Raw genomic sequence first — 16617 nt, forward strand, 5'->3', positions numbered from 1 at the left:
ATCGTCAGGCTCCTTGCAGTTGATGCGCGTCGGAAATGAAATCCGAGAGCGTCTTGCAATGCGCGAGAAAAGGCGCGGAAACGCGATACGCGTCATCGCGTTCCTGGGTGGCATCGATCGGCACGTCGGCGATCACGCGTCCGGGGCGTGCCTGCATCACCACGACGCGGCTCGACAGATACACGGCTTCGTAAATGCTGTGGGTGACGAACACCACCGTCATGCCGCGGGCCTTCCAGAGCGCGCGCAGGTCGGCATCGAGCTTGTTGCGAGTGAACTCGTCGAGGGCACCGAAAGGCTCGTCCAACAGCAGCAACTCAGGCTCCGTGACGAGCGCACGGGCGAGCGATGCGCGCATCTGCATGCCGCCGGACAGCTCGCGCGGACGCGACGTGCCGAAGCCGGCAAGACCCACGTTGGCGAGCGCATCGGTCACGCGGGCGTCGGCCTCGCTGCGTGGCACGTGCGCCAGATCGAGCGGCAATCGCACGTTGTCCGCGATGCTCGCCCACGGCATCAGCGTCGCTTCCTGAAAGACCATGGACATGCGCCGGCTCTTCGTGCCAACGATCGAAAAAGGCTGCCCCCACCAGCGCATATGACCATGCGTAGGCGTTTCAATGCCCGCGAACATCTTGAGCAGCGTGCTCTTGCCGCAACCCGACGGACCGAGCAGCGAGACGAATTCGCCCGCGCGGATATCGAGGCGGACATCGGTGAGCGCGGTCGTGCCGTTCGCATAGATCTTGTCCACGCGCTGAACGGAAAGCGCGGTGGCGTGCGTGGCGTGCGTGGCGTGCGTTTCGTTCATGGCTCAAACCTCCGTTTCGATGCGAAACACTTCTTTCTCGCCGTGCTCTTCGAGCAACTGGAGCAGCATGCGGCGCATCAGGAGTCCGGGCTGGTCGGACACCATGTGGCATTCCTGCTGGCGGCGCACATCGATGCACGCGTCGTGATCCGTGGCCTCGAGAATCTCGCGGTCTTCGTCGGTGATCGGGCGGTCCCAGTCGATCAACGCCTGCGTGGAGCACTGTTTCTCGGTATCGTTTCGATAAAGCCATTGCACGAGCATCATCGTTTTGTCGTCGATAGGCGTCGCACAGTTATAGATGATGTGGTGAATGCCGCTTGCCGGGTACATGCAGCCGAAGCGCCGCGCAAACGGCATGAACCAGCGGTTGACGAGATGCCGCTCGGTGATGTCGTCGGTCGTGCCGGTGATGCGAAAGCTCGCTTCAGGATTGCGGATGGGCACGCGCGTCTCCGCTTCGAAACCCCATTGCCCCGGACGGAATTCGTATTTCGACGGCTTGGGTTGGTCGAACAGACCGAAGTTCGACTTATGCACGAAGCTGAAGTGCGCGTTGTCGAACGAGTTCTCCATCATGCGCAGGGGGCTCGTGTTCCATTGTTCGTAAAACTGGAGAATGCGGCGATAACCGGGCGCGGCTTCTTCCGGGAACTCGGGAATGGGCTGCAATGCATCGTCGAGCGCGACCCATGCGTAACCGTAGCGTTCCTCGCATCGATACGACGGAACCATCGCACGCGACGGAATCTCGCCTCCGGCGTTCTGCGGAATTTTCACGCACTGGCCGGTGCAGTCGTAAGTCCAGCCGTGATAACCGCAGGCGATGTTGCCGTCGGCATCGACAAAGCCTTTCGAGAGTCTGGCCGTGCGATGGCAGCAGCGGTCACGAAGCGCGTGCGGCTTGCCGCTCGCGCCTTTCCACAGCACGATGTTCTCGCCGAGCAGCGTGAAGGGTTTGGGGCCATCGTCGAGATGCGACAGGGGCATCACTGCGTACCAGAAGCGGCGCAGCACTTTTTGGCGGGTCACCAGCATGATGTCTTCCTTCGGTATTTTTGCGCGGGGTGTCAGGGCATGACCTTGGCGTTCTGCACCACCTTAAGCGTGTATGCGCTCTTGTAGTCCGTGCTGGCTTTGAGCAGCTTGGCGGACACCATGTAGTCGTAGGTCTTTTTCCAGCGCGCGTCGGTCATCGCGCCGATGCCGAGCGTAGCCGCGTCCCCGCCGGTCACGAGCTTGAGCGACTTGATCTGCGCCACGCCGAACGCGAGTTGCGCATCCGTCATCTCGGGGTTGTCTTTCTTGATGAGCGCGTTACCGGGCTCGGGATTGGACAGGTAGCTCTTCCATCCTTCCATCGACGCCTTCACGAAGCGCGCGACCACGTCCGGTTTCGCGTCGATAGTCTTCCTCATGCCGACGATGGTCGTGTTGTACGGCGGATAGCCGTCGTCCGCGAAGAGAAAGAAGTGCGTCTTCACGTTGGCGCGCTCGGCCTGAAACGGCTCCGAGGACGGATACGCCTGCATCGCGACATTCCTGTCGACGAAGAACGGTTGAAGGTTGAACGTGTAGGGCCGCGTCTGTGCGTCGGTATAGCCGTATTTCTCCTTGAGCCACGGCCACCATGACGTGCGGCCGGAACCGGCGACGAGAATCGTTTTACCTTTAAGATCGCCGAGGCTCTTCACGTCGTCGTGCGTGAGCATGCCTTGTGGATCGAACTGGAAAGAAGCCGCGACCGTCTCGACGGGAATGCCTGCCTCGACCGACGACAACACCTGGAAGTCGTAGCCGAGTATGAAATCCGCCTGACCGCCGACGAGCAGTTGCATGCCGTTGACCTGCGGGCCGCCCATCTTGATGGTGACGTCCAGGCCCGCCTTTTTGTACAGGCCGGTGGCTAATGCCTGATAGAAGCCGCCGTGTTCCGCCTGCGCATACCAACTGGTGAGGACGGTGATGTGATCGTCGGCATGAGACGAAGCGGCGACCAGACCGAGAACGGCAGTGCAGAAGAGGCGACGGATGAAACGCATGGATGGCTCCCGAATGAGAACATTGGAAGACCATGAAGACGTTCAAGCGTCAGGGACGATACTGCGCTTCCTGTCGTCGAAATCCCGCGATTTCGCTCGAACGTCGACACGGTCGACGTGGACGCGAGACGCGTCCCAGGAGCAATGCCCCACGCCGAAGCGATCACATCGCCCGACGCTAGCCGCTTATACTCCGTTCGACGTTGAGAGCCAGAAGCGTGCCAATCGGCGAGCCTTGGTCGCGACGACATCGGTGCGTACGTGTATGCCTCTTCGTGGGGCAGACGCGCCCTAGCCTCGCGCTGATTGCACAGCGCATGCACAGAGAAGAGCGTGACTGCGTCCTGCATCATCGAGACATTGCGGCCCGTCGAAGCGGCGTACTCGCGCGTGATCGACACCACTCGCAGCCGCAAGCGAAGCCAGCCTGGAGCCACGGTCCTTTTGCAACGCGTGGTCCTTTGTTAAGCTCTGCGGCCATGCCCGACATCAAGCTCAACATGACGCCCGACGACCGCCCCGCGATCACGCCGGAGGCCACGCTTTCGCGAGCGGACCGCGTCTATTACACGCTGCGGGCCGACATCTTCGACATGCGCCTGCTGCCGGGCGACCGGCTCACGGAAGGCGCGATCGCCGAACGCTTTGCGGTCTCGCGCACGCCCGCGCGCGAAGCGCTGCAGCGCCTGCAAAGCGATGGCCTGATGCAAGGCTATGTGCGCGGCGGATGGGAAGTCGTGCCCATCGACAACAAGCGCTTCGACGATCTGTACGAGATGCGTCAGATGATCGAAACCTTCGCGGTGCGCAAGCTCTGCGCGCGCGATGCACCGCAAGCCGAACTGCATCTGCTGCTCGATGCGCTCGATCGTATCTGGAAAGTCGGGCGCGCTCGGCGCATTGCCGATGGCGGGAAGCTCGTGGAACTGGACGAAGCGCTGCATCACGCGCTCGTGGCCGCCGCGGGCAACGACGAACTGACCTCGACGATGCAGCGCGTCACCGACCGCATCCGCGTCGTGCGACGGCTCGATCTCGTGCAGGGCGACGGCATCGCGGAAACCTACGACGAGCACGCCGCGATTCTCGATGCCATTCGCCGCAGCGACGCCGCGCAGAGTGTCGAACTCGTCTCGCGCCACATCGGCGGCAGCCAGGCCAGCGTGAGCAGCCTCACATTGCAACGCCTGCTTGCCGCAGGCACCGAGGCGGGGCGAAAGCTCATTCACGAGGCACCAGCACGGCCGCGGCGCACCATCTGACGACATCGTCCGAGCTTATCCAGCATTCCCTGCGCAGGCCGCCCGGCCTTACCTGGCAAGCCTCCTCAGGGTTTGCACCGACCTCTGGCACAGATCTCGCGTTGACTGCTTCCGATGTATACAAGGAAACGTCAATGCCTCTGAAGTATCCGCACATCGCGGCGAACACATTGAATCCGACGCGCGGATCGCGCGGCATGGCGGTCGCACCGCACGCGCTCGCATCGCAAGGCGCGCTGGCCGTATTGCGCGAAGGCGGCAACGCGGTTGAGGCGATGATCGCAGCGGCCGCGACCATTGCGGTGGTTTATCCGCACATGAACAGCATCGGTGGAGACGGCTTCTGGCTGATTTCGCGCCCCGGTCACGCGCCCCTAGGCATCGAGGCGTGCGGAGCAGCGGCGATGCGCGCCGACATCGATACGTATCGCGGACTTGGCCTGAGCGCGATTCCCGCACGCGGCCCGCTTGCGGCCAACACAGTCGCTGGCACAGTGTCCGGCTGGGACTTCGCGCATCGCTTCTCGCAAGACGCGCTCGGCGGACGCCTGCCTGTCGCGCGCCTGCTCGAGGACGCAATTCATTACGCGAAGCACGGCATTCCCGTGACGCGCAGTCAGGCCGGCTGCATCGCGGTCAAGCGCGACGAACTGGAGCGCGTGCCCGGCTTCGCGCAGACCTTTGTTCCCGATTCACGCGCGCCGCGCACGAGCGAACGCTTCGTCAACGCCCGTCTTGCCGCGACGCTGCAACGCCTCGCCGATGCGGGCCTTGACGATTTCTATCGCGGCTCTCTCGCGCGCAGCATCGCACGCGATCTGTCGTCGCTCGAAACGCTCATCACGCTGGACGATCTGGAACGCCACCGCGCCCGCGAGCGCACGCCACTTGCGCTGACGCACTCGCTCGGCACCGTCTACAACATGCCGCCGCCGACGCAGGGGCTCGTGTCCCTGCTCATCCTCGGCGTGCTGGACCGCGTGCTCACCGATGACATTGACCCGCTCGGGCCCGAGTTCGTGCATGCGTGCGTCGAGGCGACAAAGCTCGCCTTCGAAGTGCGCGACGAACACGTGACGGACCCGGACCACATGCGCATCGACGCGATGACGCTGCTCGATCCCGCCGCGCTCGACGCGATGGCGAGCCGGCTCTCCATGTCGCGCGCCGCACCGTGGGGACGCGGACGCGGCCCCGGCGACACCGTCTGGATGGGCGTCATCGACGGCGATGGCGTGGCCGTCAGCTTCATTCAGAGCATCTACCACGAGTTCGGCAGCGGCATCGTGCTGCCGGAGTCGGGCATCAACTGGCAGAACCGCGGGTGCAGCTTCTCGCTCGATCCGTCGTCGGTTAATCCGCTGATGCCGGGCCGCCGTCCGTTTCACACGCTCAATCCCGCACTGGCTCGTTTCGCCGATGGCCGCACGATGGTCTACGGCAACATGGGCGGCGACGGCCAGCCGCAGTCGCAGAGCGCGGTGTTCTCGCGTATTGCGCGATTCGGATGGAATCCGCAGGCCGCGATCGATGCGCCGCGTTGGCTGCTCGGCCGCACGTGGGGACAGTCTACCGATTCGCTCAAGCTCGAAGCACGCTTCTCGGCCCACACCGTCGACGCCTTGCGCGCGCTCGGCCACGAGGTGGACGTCCTCACGTCCTATGACGAAGCGATGGGCCATGCAGGGGCAATAGTTCGTCATCCTGACGGCCTGTTCGAAGCGGGATACGATCCGCGCAGCGACGGCGCTGCCGCAGGCTGGTAGCGCGACAGGCCGCATTACGTCACCGATTCATCTCCCCGGTCCCGCGTTTCGCCGGACCGGAGGGCACCTTTCATTCTTTCGATTCGCAATTCAACCGGGGAACGCACATGAACACACGCATTCATACCCTGCACGACGATGCCGCCACGAGCGCGCCCGCCGTCGCAGCCTATCACCGCTGGCTTCAGTTGAGCTTGGGCCTGCTCTGCATGATGGCGATCTCCAGCCCGCAATACGTGTGGACGCTATTGACCAAGCCGCTGTCGGCGAAGCTCGGCGTGCCGCTGCCGGAACTGCAGGTGACGTTCTCGCTGCTCATCATCCTGCAGACGTTCTTCTCGCCCTTTCAGGGCAAGCTGATCGATCGCTTCGGCCCGCGTCTCTTGATCTCGCTCGGCACGGTGATGTCGGGTCTGAGCTGGGTGCTGGCGTCGATGGCCACGAGCACATCCATGCTGTATCTCACGTACGGGCTCGTGGGCGGGCTGGGCACGGGCATCGTGTATGTGGGCGTGGTCGGGCTCATGGTGCGCTGGTTTCCGGATCGGCGCGGCTTCGCGGCCGGCACGGTGGCGGCGGGCTACGGCATGGGCGCGATCGTCACCACGTTTCCGGTGTCGGCTTCGCTTGCGACGCGCGGCCTCGACGCCACGCTTTGGATTTACGGCATCGCATTCGCGGTCGTGGGCTTTGTCGCATCGCAGGGCCTGCGCGTGCCGCGCGATACCGCGCTCACGAATACCTCGGCGCTCGCGGCATCGAACGTGCCGAACCTTCGTCCCTTGCAGATTATGAAGTCGCCCGTGTTCTGGCTCATGTTCGCGATGATGACGATGATGTCCACCTCCGGCCTCATGGTCACGTCGCAGATGGCGACCTTCGCGGCGGACTTCGGCGTGACGAAAGTCATCGTGTTAGGCATGGCCGCGCTGCCGCTCGCGCTGACCATCGACCGTTTCACGAATGGCCTCACGCGTCCGCTGTTCGGCTGGGTATCGGACCGCTTCGGCCGCGAAAACACGATGTGCTTTGCGTTCGCGCTGGAAGGCATCGCGATGGCGCTGTGGCTGCTCACGCGCGACAACGCCCTGCTGTTCGTGCTGCTGTCGGGTGTGGTGTTCTTCGGCTGGGGCGAGATCTTCTCGCTTTTCCCGTCCACCTTGACCGACACGTTCGGCACGCGCCATGCCACCGAGAACTACGGGTGGCTGTACATCTCGCAGGGCATCGGCTCGATTTTCGGCGGCCCGCTCGCGGCGCTTTTGCATCAACGCGCGGGAAGCTGGGTGCCGGTCTTCAGCGTGGCGATCACGCTCGACATCGTGACGGCCGTGCTCGCGCTCTTCGTGCTCAAGCCGATGCGCGCCCGCTTCTTGAAGAAAGCAGTGGCATGAGGGCATGTCGGTCGCGCCGCGCCTTCGCTTGCGGCGAGGCTCATTGACTGCCGCGTAGATCGCCGCTTGCGAACACGACAAGCGTGGCAGCAGTTACGACGAAACTGCCCTGCACATGAGATCGCGCGCGCTTTCACGCAGACGCGCGTTTGAACGCCGAAAACACCCGTTGTGCCCATCGACTCGCCGCGTGGGAATCCCATGTCGAGAACTCTTTTTTGGGGAGGACACCTTGCTGTTTTTGATTGTGCATTATGCATTTCAGTAACCACTCACTTGTACGAGACCTTGCGAGGAACGACATGAAGGGATCGAACGCAACGGCAGTCGACACGCTCGCGGAACCGCTGACCGTGCGGCAGCTCATTCACGGGTTTCAATCGCCCGATGGCTCGACCGTCACCATCTTCGACCGGCTCGACTTCTCCGTGCGACCGGGCGAGATCGTGTCGATCGTCGGACGAAGCGGCGCGGGCAAGAGCACGCTCTTCAACCTCATCTCGGGCCTGCTCACACCGCAGTCAGGTGAGGTAACGGTCGGCAGACGCGCTGACGGCGAGGCGGGCCGCATCGCATACATGCTGCAAAAGGATCTCATGATGCCGTGGCGCACGGTGCTGCAAAACGCGCTGCTCGGCATCGAGCTATATCGCAAGGTCCGGCCGAATGACGTGGCTCGTGCGCGGCAGATGCTTGCGCGTTACGGGCTCGGCGCCGTCGCCGAGGGCTATCCGCATTCGCTCTCGGGCGGCATGAGACAGCGCGTTGCGCTCACGCGCACACTGCTCGTCGATCCGACGCTCGTGCTGCTCGATGAACCTTTCTCCGCGCTCGACTACGAGACGCGGCTCGCGCTCGAAGACGACATCATCTCGCTGCGTGCGCAAAGCGGCACGAGTGTCGTGCTGGTCACGCACGACATCGAAGAGGCCATTGCGATGAGCGATCGCGTGATTCTGCTTGGCGGACGGCCTGCGCGCATCGAAGACCAGATCCTCATCGAACTGACGACGCACGGGCCGCGCAACGCCGTGTCCGCGCGCGAAGCGCCCGAATTCCGCGGCTACCACGCGCGCATCTGGAACGGCCTGCGCGGGAACGTCACCTCGCGCGACGCCGGTGAAGTCGCTCAATCGACTACTCTCGCAGGAGCCGTCCATGACTGAAGCCGTTCTCTCCACGCATGTCGCGCAGAAGAAAGCCGTACGCCGCGCGTCCCGCAAGCTCGGCACGACAGGCGCGGTCGTCGGCATTGTCGTTGCGCTGGTCGTCCTATGGCAGCTTGCTGTCAGCGCGGGCTGGATCAACGGCAAGCTGCTCGGCTCGCCGTCCGGCATCTACGAGGCCGCCGTCATCGGGCTGACGCAGGGCACGCTCGTGTCCGACACGTGGGTCACGCTCTATGAAACGCTGGCGGGTCTTGCCATCGGCAGCGGCCTTGGAATCGGTCTCGGCCTGCTACTGTGGTTCCTGCCCACGGTGTCGGGCGTCGCCGAAGGTTTGTCAGTCATCCTGAACAGTATCCCGAAGATTGCGCTCGGCCCGCTCATCGTGATCTGGTTCGGCTCCGACGCCACGTCGAAGATATGGCTCGCCGGCATCTCCACATTCGCCGTCGCGATGATCTCGTCCTGCGCCGCCGCGCGCGAAGTCGACAAGGACTTGCTGAATCTCTTTCATTCGTTTAAGGCCAAGCCGTCGATGATCTTCGCCAAGCTCATCGTCCCTAGCGCGCTGCCGTGGATTTTTTCGACGCTGCGCGTGAATATCGGCTTCGCGTTGATTGGCGCGGTCGTCGGCGAATACATCGCGTCGCAATCAGGGCTCGGTCACGCGGTGTTCGTCGCCGGCTCCCTTTTCGATCTCAACACCGTCTGGCTCGGCATCATCGTGCTGACCTTGATGGCCTCGGTTCTCAGCTGGATCGTTCAACTCGCGGAAGCGAAGATCATTTCCTGGAAGAAAAAATGAAGAAGACACACGCTCTGCTCAACAGTATCGCGGCTGCCTGTCTCGTTGCATCGGGAATCGGCGCGACGAGTGTCCGGGCCGCCGAGCCGGTCGTCATCTATCAGGCGTTTCAGTCCATACAGTATCTGCCGCTCTATGTCGCCATCGACAAGGGTATCTTCGAGAAGAATGGTTTGGCCGTGCAGAAAGTGACCGCCGGCAGCGGCGCGGCCGGCGTCGCGGCGGTCATCGGCGGTCATGCGGACTTTTCGCTTCAAGACCCCATGACCGCGATGCTCGCGAACCTCAAGGGCGCATCGCTTGTGAACGTGGCGAACGTCGTCGCGGGCGTGCCCGTCTGGGTGATCGCGCCGAAGGATTCGAAGGTGAAGGACGTCGGCGACCTGGCGGGCAAGAGCGTGGCCACCGCATTGCCGCCATCGACCAGCACGTACCTGTTGCAGCGCCTCATCAGCGAACAAAAGCTCACGGACGTGAAGATGAACACCGTGCAAATCGGCACCGAACTCGCGCCCGTGACCGCGGGCCGCTCGGAAGCCGCCGCGCTCTACATGCCGCAAGCGGAGACCGGGCTCGCGCAAGGTTATCGCATCGTCTACGCGTTTCCGAAGGCGTATCCGGGCGGCTATGCCTTCTCGACCATCGACACGCTCGCTTCCACCGTGAAGGGCAAGCCGAAGATGGTGGCCGCGTTCGTGAAGTCGATCGGTGAGGCCGAAGCCTTGATTCAGCAATCGCACGATACCGCGAAGAGCGTCGCGCGCGCGGAGTTCCCTTCGCTCGATCCCAAGATCGTCGATTCGGCGGTGCAGCGCCTCATCGATCAGAAAATCTATGCGGCCACGCCCGATATTTCCGAGCAGGCTTTCCGCAATGCGCTCGACCTTCAGGAGTCGATCGGCAACATCAAGCCGGGTGCGATCACCTATGCCAATGGCGTCGACAACACGTTCGCCGCAGCCGTGAGCAAGTGACGATGACTAAGCCCGCTCGCTCTCTCCTCGCGACGCTGCTCGCGAATCGTCACGACGAAGCTGCCGCGCGTGCGACGCTTCTCGCCGCGCAGACGCGCGCCGATGCGTTGGAGCCGTGGCTTCGCGCCTTCATGCATCGGCCGGATACGTACGACGTGGGCAGCGCGGTAACGCATCCGCTCGCCGGCGTGCCCATCGGCGTGAAAGATCTGGCCGATACGGCCGATATGCCCACGAGCTACGGCTCGCCGGTTTTCGACGGCCATCGGCCCGAGCGCGACGCGCGCATCGTATCGATGATCCGTGCGCTCGGTGGCACGATCTTCGGCAAGACCGCGACGACCGAGTTCGCGTGGCGCGGTCCGGCTGCGACCGTCAATCCCTGGAACCGCGCGCACACGCCGGGCGGCTCGTCGAGCGGATCGGCGGCGGCCGTCGCGGCAGGCATCGTGCCGCTTGCCATCGGCACGCAGACGGTCGGTTCCATCATTCGGCCGGCGGCGTATTGCGGCGTCGTCGGCTACAAGCCGTCGTATCGCGCGGTGCCGGGCGAAGGCGTGCATCCGCTCGCTGCATCGCTTGATCACGTCGGGTTCTTCGCGCGATCCGTCGAAGACGTGGCCGTGGCGCATGCTCTGTTCGTCGAGCGCGCGCCGCATGCGGTGGAAAGCGAAGCGGCGTGGCGCGATCACTTTCCGCGCAATACATCCGCGCTCACGCTCGGCGTCGTTCGCACGCCGTTCTGGGACGAACTCGTCGCGCCGCATCAACGCGACAACTTCGGTGCATCGTTGCAGGCGCTTGCCGAAGGCGGCGCGCGCATCGTCGAACTGGACTATGGCGCGGACCTGCCGCGCATGCGCCAAGCGACGCTGACCATCCTCGCGGTCGAGGCGTATCGCGCCATCGGCGATGTGGCCGCACGCGAACCGGCTCTCATGAGCGAGCATATGCGTCTGCTGTTGTCCGAAGGCGCTGCAATGCCGCTCGAACGGTATCAGCAAGCCTTGCTGCTGCAAGCGCAGGTGCGCTCGCAGTCCGCAGCACTGATGCAAAGCTGCGACGCGCTCATGACCCTGCCTGCCAGCGGTGAAGCGCCTCGCGGACATGCGGATACCGGCGACGCCCGCTTCTGTGCGCCGTGGAGCCTCATGGGTGCGCCCGCCGTCAACGTGCCTTCCGGCTGGAGCGAAGCCAATCTGCCGCTCGGCTTGCAGATCGTGGGGGCGTTCGGCGATGATGCGAAGCTGCTCAGCGTGGCCGCGCTCATCGAAAGCATGCTGAGGTTCGAACCGCACGCTATCGCTGCTTAATTGGCATGCGCTGCAGACAATAACAACCGCTCACGGAGACGAGCATGAGCCAGCCCTTTCGCACGATCCAGCAATACGTGCTCGGCGCGTTGCGCGCCGAGATTCTCAACGGCGTCTATGCACCGAACACGCGGCTGCGGCAGGAAGAGATCGCCAAACGCCTGAGCGTGAGCACGACGCCGGTGCGCGAAGCGTTTCGCGACCTGCGCGCGGAAGGGCTTGTCTCGATCGATCCCAACAAGGGCGTCGTCACGCGCCCGCTCACGGCTGCGGACGTGAGCGAAATCTACGAGCTGCGCATGGTGCTCGAACCGATGCTGGCCGAGCGTGCCTGCGCGCATGCCACCGAGCGCGACCTCGCCGCTGCCGAAAACGTGCATGCACAGATGTGCGCGACATCGTCGACAGAGACGTGGGCCGTACTCAACGAAGGTTTTCACAAGCACTTGATGGCGCGCGCCGCCGGCACGCGTCTCTCTGAAATGGTCGAGGGACTGTCGCTCGTCGCGCGGCCGTACGTGTCGCTTTCCATGCACGTCAAAAGCGATATGCTCGACAGCAACAACCGCGAGCATGCGGATCTCCTCGACGCCTTCCGCGCGCGCGATACACGCGCCGTGCATGAGCAGACCCGCGCGCATCTCGAGAACACGCGCGATGCGATCATCGCCTGCGTGAAGCAAGCCTTGCCTCCGCAAGCCGCAGCCTGAGCGGCCATCCGATTCAAACCCGATGCCAATGACGCACGACTCTCTTGTCACCCTTTCCGCCGTCGATGCGCGCCGATTGATCGGCGATCGCAGTGTCTCGCCGGTCGAACTGCTCGACGCGTGCATCGCGCGCATCGAGGCGATCAATCCTGCCGTCAACGCGATGGCGGCAACCTGTTTCGACCGTGCATACGACGAGGCACGACGCGCCGAAGCTGCAGTCATGCATGGCGAGTCGCTCGGCTTGCTGCATGGCCTACCCATCGGCGTGAAAGATCTGGAAGAGACCGCCGGCGTGCTGACCACGTACGGCTCGACGCTCTTTCGCGCCAACATTCCCGACGAAGACAACGCCATGGTCGCGCGCATTCGGGCGGCAGGCGCCATCGTAACCGCCAAGACGAACACGCCCGACATGGGCGCGGGCGCCAACACGCGCAACGACGTCTGGGGCGCGACGGGCAATCCCTTCGCGCCGCTGCTCAACGCTGGCGGATCGTCGGGCGGATCAGCGGCGGCGCTCGCCACCGGCATGCTGCCGCTGTGCACCGGCTCGGACACAGGCGGATCGCTGCGCATTCCCGCCGCGCTGTGCGGGGTCGTGGGACTGCGTCCATCGCCGGGACTCGTGCCGAGCGAGCGGCGCGAACTCGGGTGGGCGCCTCTCACCGTGAGTGGCCCGATGGCGCGTAACGTCGCCGATGTACGCTTGCTGCTCGCCGCACAGGCCGGCTTCGATGCACGCGATCCACTTACTCACGATACCGGCTACACCGCGCTCGCGCATCGCCGTCCGGTCGACGCCGCGAAGCTTCGCATCGGTTATACCGATGATTTCGGCGCCTGCGCGCTCGACGACGCCTCGCGCGCGACGTTCCACGCGAAGATCGACCGGATCGCGCGGCACGTGGGTGTCTGCCAGCCGGTGAGCATCGACATGAGCGGCATCGACCGTTGCTTCGACGTGCTACGAGCGCAGAACTTCGTCGCGCAGTTCGCGGATACCTACCAACGCGATCCCTCTTCGCTGGATCCGAACACCCGCGCGAACTACGAGATGGGCGCCTCGATGACGCTCGGCGACGCGGTCTGGGCGCACACGATGCAGACCACGCTATACCGGCGCTTCCAGGCGCTCATGCAGCACTACGACGTGATCCTGTCGCCGACGGTTTCCGTGACGCCCTTTCCGTGGTCCCAATGGCATCTCGAAGCGATCAACGGCAAGCCGCTGGATACGTACTATCGCTGGCTGGGCCTGACGTACCTCGTTTCGCTGATGACCAATCCGGCGCTGTCGCTGCCCTGCGGCGTGGATCATGCGGGCATGCCGTTTGGCGTGCAGTTGATCGGTCCGGTGCGCCGCGACGGTCGACTGCTCGACGTTTCGGAGGCGCTCGAAGCGGCATTTGCCTCCGATGACGCGCTGCGCCGCCCTGCGCCCGACCTCGAGGCACTGTCCAAGCCGGTGCCGGAACTGCGATCTATCGTGTCGTCGCCGCTGCTGTCATCGGATCGTTAACGCGCGACCCTTAGCTCACGAACGGCAGCTTGCTGTCTCGTGCCTCCGTCAGCATCGACACGGTAATCTTGCGCACCTCCAGCTTGCTCTGCGTGATGTGCGCACGCAGCAGCATGGCCGCCTCGCCGCACTTGCCGCGATCAATGCAGCGAAGCATCTTCGCGTGCTCGTCATAGGTTGCGCTCGTGCGATGCGGCTTCAGGAAATCCAGCCGGCGCACGATGCGGATGCGCTCCGTCACTTCGTCATGCACGCGCAGCATCTCGTCGTTGCCGCTCGCGCGCACGAGTCCGCGATGGAAGTTCTCGTCCATGCCGAACATGAGGACCGGATCGCTTTCACGCGCTGCGGCGGCGACGCACCAGACCGACTTCAGTGCGTCGATTCCCGGATGCGGCGGCTGCGTGCCCGCGAGTTTGTCGAGCGCAGCCGTTTCCAGCACGATCCGCAGATCGTAGAGCTGATCGATCTGCGCGAAGTTGATCTCCGATACTTTCCAGCCGCGCCGGAAGCCGACTTCGAGATAGCCCTCGCGCAGCAAGCGAAAGAGCGCGTCGCGCATCGGCGTGCGTGACACGCCGTAATGCTGCGCGATGCCGGTCTCCGAAAAACGTTCACCCGGAAACAGGCGGAAACTGAAGATATCCTGCTTTAGCTGCTGATAGACCTGTTCGGCGAGCGGATTGGCACTCTGAATGGCGCGTACGGTGCTGCTGTCCATGAGTTCGGTCTTGTTGATTCGGTGTCTCTCGCCATGCGGCTTTCGTGGCTCAAGGCGTTTCGATCAGACTCACATGCGCCGCGACGATGATCCACCCCGCGAATGCGTTCGACACGTCGCCGATGCGCGCCCACGTCTGCATCTGGCGGCCGAGCAAGGGCGTGGCATCGCTCGTGAACTCGGTGCTGACGGTCGCGTACTCCGTCCCGAATGTCGTCACCACCGTGCGATGCAAGCGCCGGGACCGCGGCACCGGCACGCAGGTCTCGCGCCAGCGGCGAATCGCATCGCCGCCGTGCTGCACTTCGGCGATGCCGTATCGTACCGTTTCGGGCGCATGCCAGAACAGCGCGTTCATGGTGTCGACATCGTTATCGACCAGCGCCCGCTCGTATGCAACGAAAGCGCGTTCGACTTCGACCACCGTTTCCTGACGATTGACGTCCATTAGTTCTCCAACAGATCGTCGAGCATGGCCGTCCATCCGACGATGCCGCCTTGAGAGCGGATCATCTCGATGGTGGCGGCCTTGAAAGCGGGGATGTAGCTTGCGGTCGCATCTTCGATCAGCACACAATCGTAGCCGCGGTCGTTCGCTTCGCGCATCGTCGTCTGCACGCACACTTCGGTGGTCACGCCCGCGAACACCAGATGCGTGATGCCGCGTTGCGCCAGTTCCTCGCCAAGATGCGTCGCATAGAACGCGCCTTTGCCCGGCTTGTCGATCACCCTCTCGCCTTCCAGCGGCGCCACTGCATCGACAATTGCATTGCCCGGCTCGCCGCGCACGAGAATGCGGCCCATCGGCCCTGCGTCGCCGATGCGTGCCTGCGGTGCGCCGCGCAGCCGCTTTGCATCGGGACAATCCGACAGGTCCGGCGCATGCGATTCGCGCGTATGCACGACGAGCCAACCGTTGCTGCGGGCATGGTCGAGGAGACGCGCGACCGTCGGCACGATCGACGCGAGCAGCGAGACATCGTTGCCGAGCGCTTCGCCGAACCCGCCCGGCTCGATGAAGTCGCGCTGCATGTCAATGACGATCAGTGCGGTACGGGAAGCATCGAACGTGAACGCAGATGGCTTGGCGCGAGCGATGGTCGGCATCGTGTCAGCCCCCGTAGCGGCGTTCGGGAGCCGCAAAACCGCAGGACGTGCCGTCCTTCACGACGACATCGTCTTCCCACGGCAGACGATATTCACCGAGCACCATGTCCTGCATGAAGGTGTAGGGACAATCCCGCGCACCGCCCTTCACGGCGGTGTAGCCGCGATGTCCGAACTGGTAGATGTTGTTCTCCACACCCCAGTGGACGCGCGCTTCGCGCACGAGGTCGGGGCGCATCTCGCAGGTAATGATCTCGTCCGGACGATGACTGCCTTCGACCATCACGCTGCCGTCGAAATCGCAGAACATGCCTTCGCCCATGGAGTCGAACATGCCGTCGCTGCCGCACAGGCACACGCTCGCGGTCTGGGCGAGGTTCTGGAACGCGTTCGACTGATTGGTGATCTTCCAGGCGTGACGTATGGGCGCCGTATAGCCCGCCGTGCGCAGAATGATTTCCGCGCCCTTGTAGGCCGCCTCGCGCGCCATCTCGGGAAACATGCCGTCGTGACAGATGATGAGCGAGAGCTTCGCGCCCTTCGGCCCGATGCACACCGGCACACCCAGATTGCCCGGTTCCCACGGCTCGACCGGAACCCAAGGATGCATCTTGCGGTAGTAGAGCTGAATCTCGCCCCGATCGTCGATAATAAGGCCGCTGTTATACGGATTGCCGCCCGGATTGCGCTCCATGATGGAGAAGCATCCCCAGATGCGATGCTCGATGCACGCGGCCTTGAAGGCCGCCACTTCCGGTCCGTCGAGCGAGCACATGATGGCGTCGTCCGTGCGCATCGAGAGGCCATGCAGCATGTATTCGGGAAACACGACGAGATCCATCGCCGCATTGTTGCGGCGCGCCTTGCCGACCAGTTCCACGATGCGCCGTGTCTGCGCCGCTAGATCATCCAGTGTCGCGACATCGGGATTCTGCAACTGCACGAGCCCCACCACGATGCCTTGCGGCGATTTGTTCAACCCGCCAAGACCACTCGAACTCATTCTTGTCTGCTCCTTCTTTCT

The 16617-nt window shown here is 63.8% G+C and carries 16 protein-coding genes; 9 read left to right on the plus strand and 7 right to left on the minus strand.

Going from position 1 to position 16617, the window contains the following annotated elements; genetic code table 11:
• Positions 1-4: 4 nt before the first annotated feature.
• From GV035_RS06125 to GV035_RS06135, 3 genes are read right to left on the minus strand one after another with little or no spacing between them, the layout of a single operon-like run.
• The gene (locus tag GV035_RS06125; protein ID WP_159834095.1) at positions 5-811 is read right to left on the minus strand and encodes an ABC transporter ATP-binding protein; all 807 of its coding nucleotides are present in this window, start codon (positions 809-811) and stop codon (positions 5-7) included.
• A gap of 3 nt (positions 812-814) precedes the next feature.
• On the minus strand, positions 815-1849 hold the full coding sequence (locus GV035_RS06130; RefSeq protein ID WP_159834096.1) for an aromatic ring-hydroxylating dioxygenase subunit alpha: 1035 nt from the start codon (positions 1847-1849) through the stop codon (positions 815-817).
• Positions 1850-1881: 32 nt separating this feature from the next.
• Positions 1882-2853, minus strand: a complete 972-nt coding sequence (locus tag GV035_RS06135) for an ABC transporter substrate-binding protein (RefSeq protein WP_159834097.1) — start codon at positions 2851-2853, stop codon at positions 1882-1884.
• A 479-nt stretch (positions 2854-3332) separates the two neighbouring features.
• Here GV035_RS06135 and GV035_RS06140 point away from each other — a divergent pair, with 479 nt between their 5' ends.
• From GV035_RS06140 to GV035_RS06180, 9 genes are all read left to right on the plus strand, one after another.
• A complete protein-coding gene (locus GV035_RS06140; RefSeq protein WP_159834098.1) occupies positions 3333-4115 on the plus strand; it encodes a GntR family transcriptional regulator in 783 nt (260 codons plus the stop codon).
• A gap of 134 nt (positions 4116-4249) precedes the next feature.
• Positions 4250-5881, plus strand: a complete 1632-nt coding sequence (locus GV035_RS06145; RefSeq protein ID WP_159834099.1) for a gamma-glutamyltransferase family protein — start codon at positions 4250-4252, stop codon at positions 5879-5881.
• A gap of 107 nt (positions 5882-5988) precedes the next feature.
• Positions 5989-7275: an oxalate/formate MFS antiporter gene (oxlT, locus tag GV035_RS06150; protein ID WP_201303917.1), complete on the plus strand. Its 1287-nt coding sequence runs from the start codon at positions 5989-5991 to the stop codon at positions 7273-7275.
• A 302-nt stretch (positions 7276-7577) separates the two neighbouring features.
• Positions 7578-8441 carry an ABC transporter ATP-binding protein gene (locus GV035_RS06155; RefSeq protein ID WP_159834100.1) on the plus strand — a complete coding sequence of 288 codons (864 nt, stop codon included), beginning with the start codon at positions 7578-7580 and terminating at the stop codon, positions 8439-8441.
• On the plus strand, positions 8434-9246 hold the full coding sequence (locus GV035_RS06160; protein WP_159834101.1) for an ABC transporter permease: 813 nt from the start codon (positions 8434-8436) through the stop codon (positions 9244-9246). Before GV035_RS06155 ends, GV035_RS06160 begins: the two co-directional genes overlap by 8 nt.
• Complete coding sequence (locus GV035_RS06165; protein ID WP_159834102.1) at positions 9243-10220, plus strand: ABC transporter substrate-binding protein; 978 nt, start codon at positions 9243-9245, stop codon at positions 10218-10220. The genes GV035_RS06160 and GV035_RS06165 overlap by 4 nt, the downstream gene beginning before the upstream one ends.
• A gap of 2 nt (positions 10221-10222) precedes the next feature.
• Positions 10223-11533 (plus strand): amidase, encoded by a 1311-nt coding sequence (locus GV035_RS06170; protein WP_159834103.1) that lies wholly within the window; start codon positions 10223-10225, stop codon positions 11531-11533.
• A gap of 44 nt (positions 11534-11577) precedes the next feature.
• A complete protein-coding gene (locus tag GV035_RS06175) occupies positions 11578-12243 on the plus strand; it encodes a GntR family transcriptional regulator (protein ID WP_159834104.1) in 666 nt (221 codons plus the stop codon).
• Positions 12244-12271: 28 nt separating this feature from the next.
• Positions 12272-13765: an amidase gene (locus tag GV035_RS06180; RefSeq protein WP_159834105.1), complete on the plus strand. Its 1494-nt coding sequence runs from the start codon at positions 12272-12274 to the stop codon at positions 13763-13765.
• 10 nt (positions 13766-13775) lie between these two features.
• Here the strand turns inward: GV035_RS06180 and GV035_RS06185 are convergent, their stop codons facing one another.
• The 4 genes from GV035_RS06185 to GV035_RS06200 are packed head-to-tail and all read right to left on the minus strand — an operon-like array spanning position 13776 to position 16596.
• Positions 13776-14486, minus strand: coding sequence for a GntR family transcriptional regulator (locus tag GV035_RS06185; RefSeq protein ID WP_159834106.1), 711 nt, complete (start codon positions 14484-14486; stop codon positions 13776-13778).
• A 49-nt stretch (positions 14487-14535) separates the two neighbouring features.
• Positions 14536-14934: an oxalurate catabolism protein HpxZ gene (gene hpxZ / locus GV035_RS06190; RefSeq protein WP_159834107.1), complete on the minus strand. Its 399-nt coding sequence runs from the start codon at positions 14932-14934 to the stop codon at positions 14536-14538.
• Complete coding sequence (locus GV035_RS06195; RefSeq protein ID WP_159834108.1) at positions 14934-15593, minus strand: cysteine hydrolase family protein; 660 nt, start codon at positions 15591-15593, stop codon at positions 14934-14936. The genes hpxZ and GV035_RS06195 overlap by 1 nt, the downstream gene beginning before the upstream one ends.
• A gap of 4 nt (positions 15594-15597) precedes the next feature.
• Complete coding sequence (locus GV035_RS06200; protein WP_159834109.1) at positions 15598-16596, minus strand: formamidase; 999 nt, start codon at positions 16594-16596, stop codon at positions 15598-15600.
• Between the last annotated feature and the right edge of the window lie 21 nt (positions 16597-16617).

Origin of the sequence: Burkholderia sp. 8Y, assembly GCF_902506145.1 — a bacterium.
In the GTDB taxonomy this organism is placed as follows: Bacteria; Pseudomonadota; Gammaproteobacteria; order Burkholderiales; family Burkholderiaceae; genus Caballeronia.

Coding starts and splice junctions, on each gene's coding strand:
- hpxZ (WP_159834107.1), bottom strand. CDS start 14,934: ATGGACGTCAATCGTCAGGAAACGGTGGTCGAAGTCGAACGCGCTTTC.
- GV035_RS06185 (WP_159834106.1), bottom strand. CDS start 14,486: ATGGACAGCAGCACCGTACGCGCCATTCAGAGTGCCAATCCGCTCGCC.
- GV035_RS06155 (WP_159834100.1), top strand. CDS start 7,578: ATGAAGGGATCGAACGCAACGGCAGTCGACACGCTCGCGGAACCGCTG.
- GV035_RS06160 (WP_159834101.1), top strand. CDS start 8,434: ATGACTGAAGCCGTTCTCTCCACGCATGTCGCGCAGAAGAAAGCCGTA.
- GV035_RS06145 (WP_159834099.1), top strand. CDS start 4,250: ATGCCTCTGAAGTATCCGCACATCGCGGCGAACACATTGAATCCGACG.
- GV035_RS06140 (WP_159834098.1), top strand. CDS start 3,333: ATGCCCGACATCAAGCTCAACATGACGCCCGACGACCGCCCCGCGATC.
- GV035_RS06200 (WP_159834109.1), bottom strand. CDS start 16,596: ATGAGTTCGAGTGGTCTTGGCGGGTTGAACAAATCGCCGCAAGGCATC.
- GV035_RS06130 (WP_159834096.1), bottom strand. CDS start 1,849: ATGCTGGTGACCCGCCAAAAAGTGCTGCGCCGCTTCTGGTACGCAGTG.
- GV035_RS06175 (WP_159834104.1), top strand. CDS start 11,578: ATGAGCCAGCCCTTTCGCACGATCCAGCAATACGTGCTCGGCGCGTTG.
- GV035_RS06180 (WP_159834105.1), top strand. CDS start 12,272: ATGACGCACGACTCTCTTGTCACCCTTTCCGCCGTCGATGCGCGCCGA.
- GV035_RS06195 (WP_159834108.1), bottom strand. CDS start 15,593: ATGCCGACCATCGCTCGCGCCAAGCCATCTGCGTTCACGTTCGATGCT.
- oxlT (WP_201303917.1), top strand. CDS start 5,989: ATGAACACACGCATTCATACCCTGCACGACGATGCCGCCACGAGCGCG.
- GV035_RS06125 (WP_159834095.1), bottom strand. CDS start 811: ATGAACGAAACGCACGCCACGCACGCCACGCACGCCACCGCGCTTTCC.
- GV035_RS06170 (WP_159834103.1), top strand. CDS start 10,223: ATGACTAAGCCCGCTCGCTCTCTCCTCGCGACGCTGCTCGCGAATCGT.
- GV035_RS06165 (WP_159834102.1), top strand. CDS start 9,243: ATGAAGAAGACACACGCTCTGCTCAACAGTATCGCGGCTGCCTGTCTC.
- GV035_RS06135 (WP_159834097.1), bottom strand. CDS start 2,853: ATGCGTTTCATCCGTCGCCTCTTCTGCACTGCCGTTCTCGGTCTGGTC.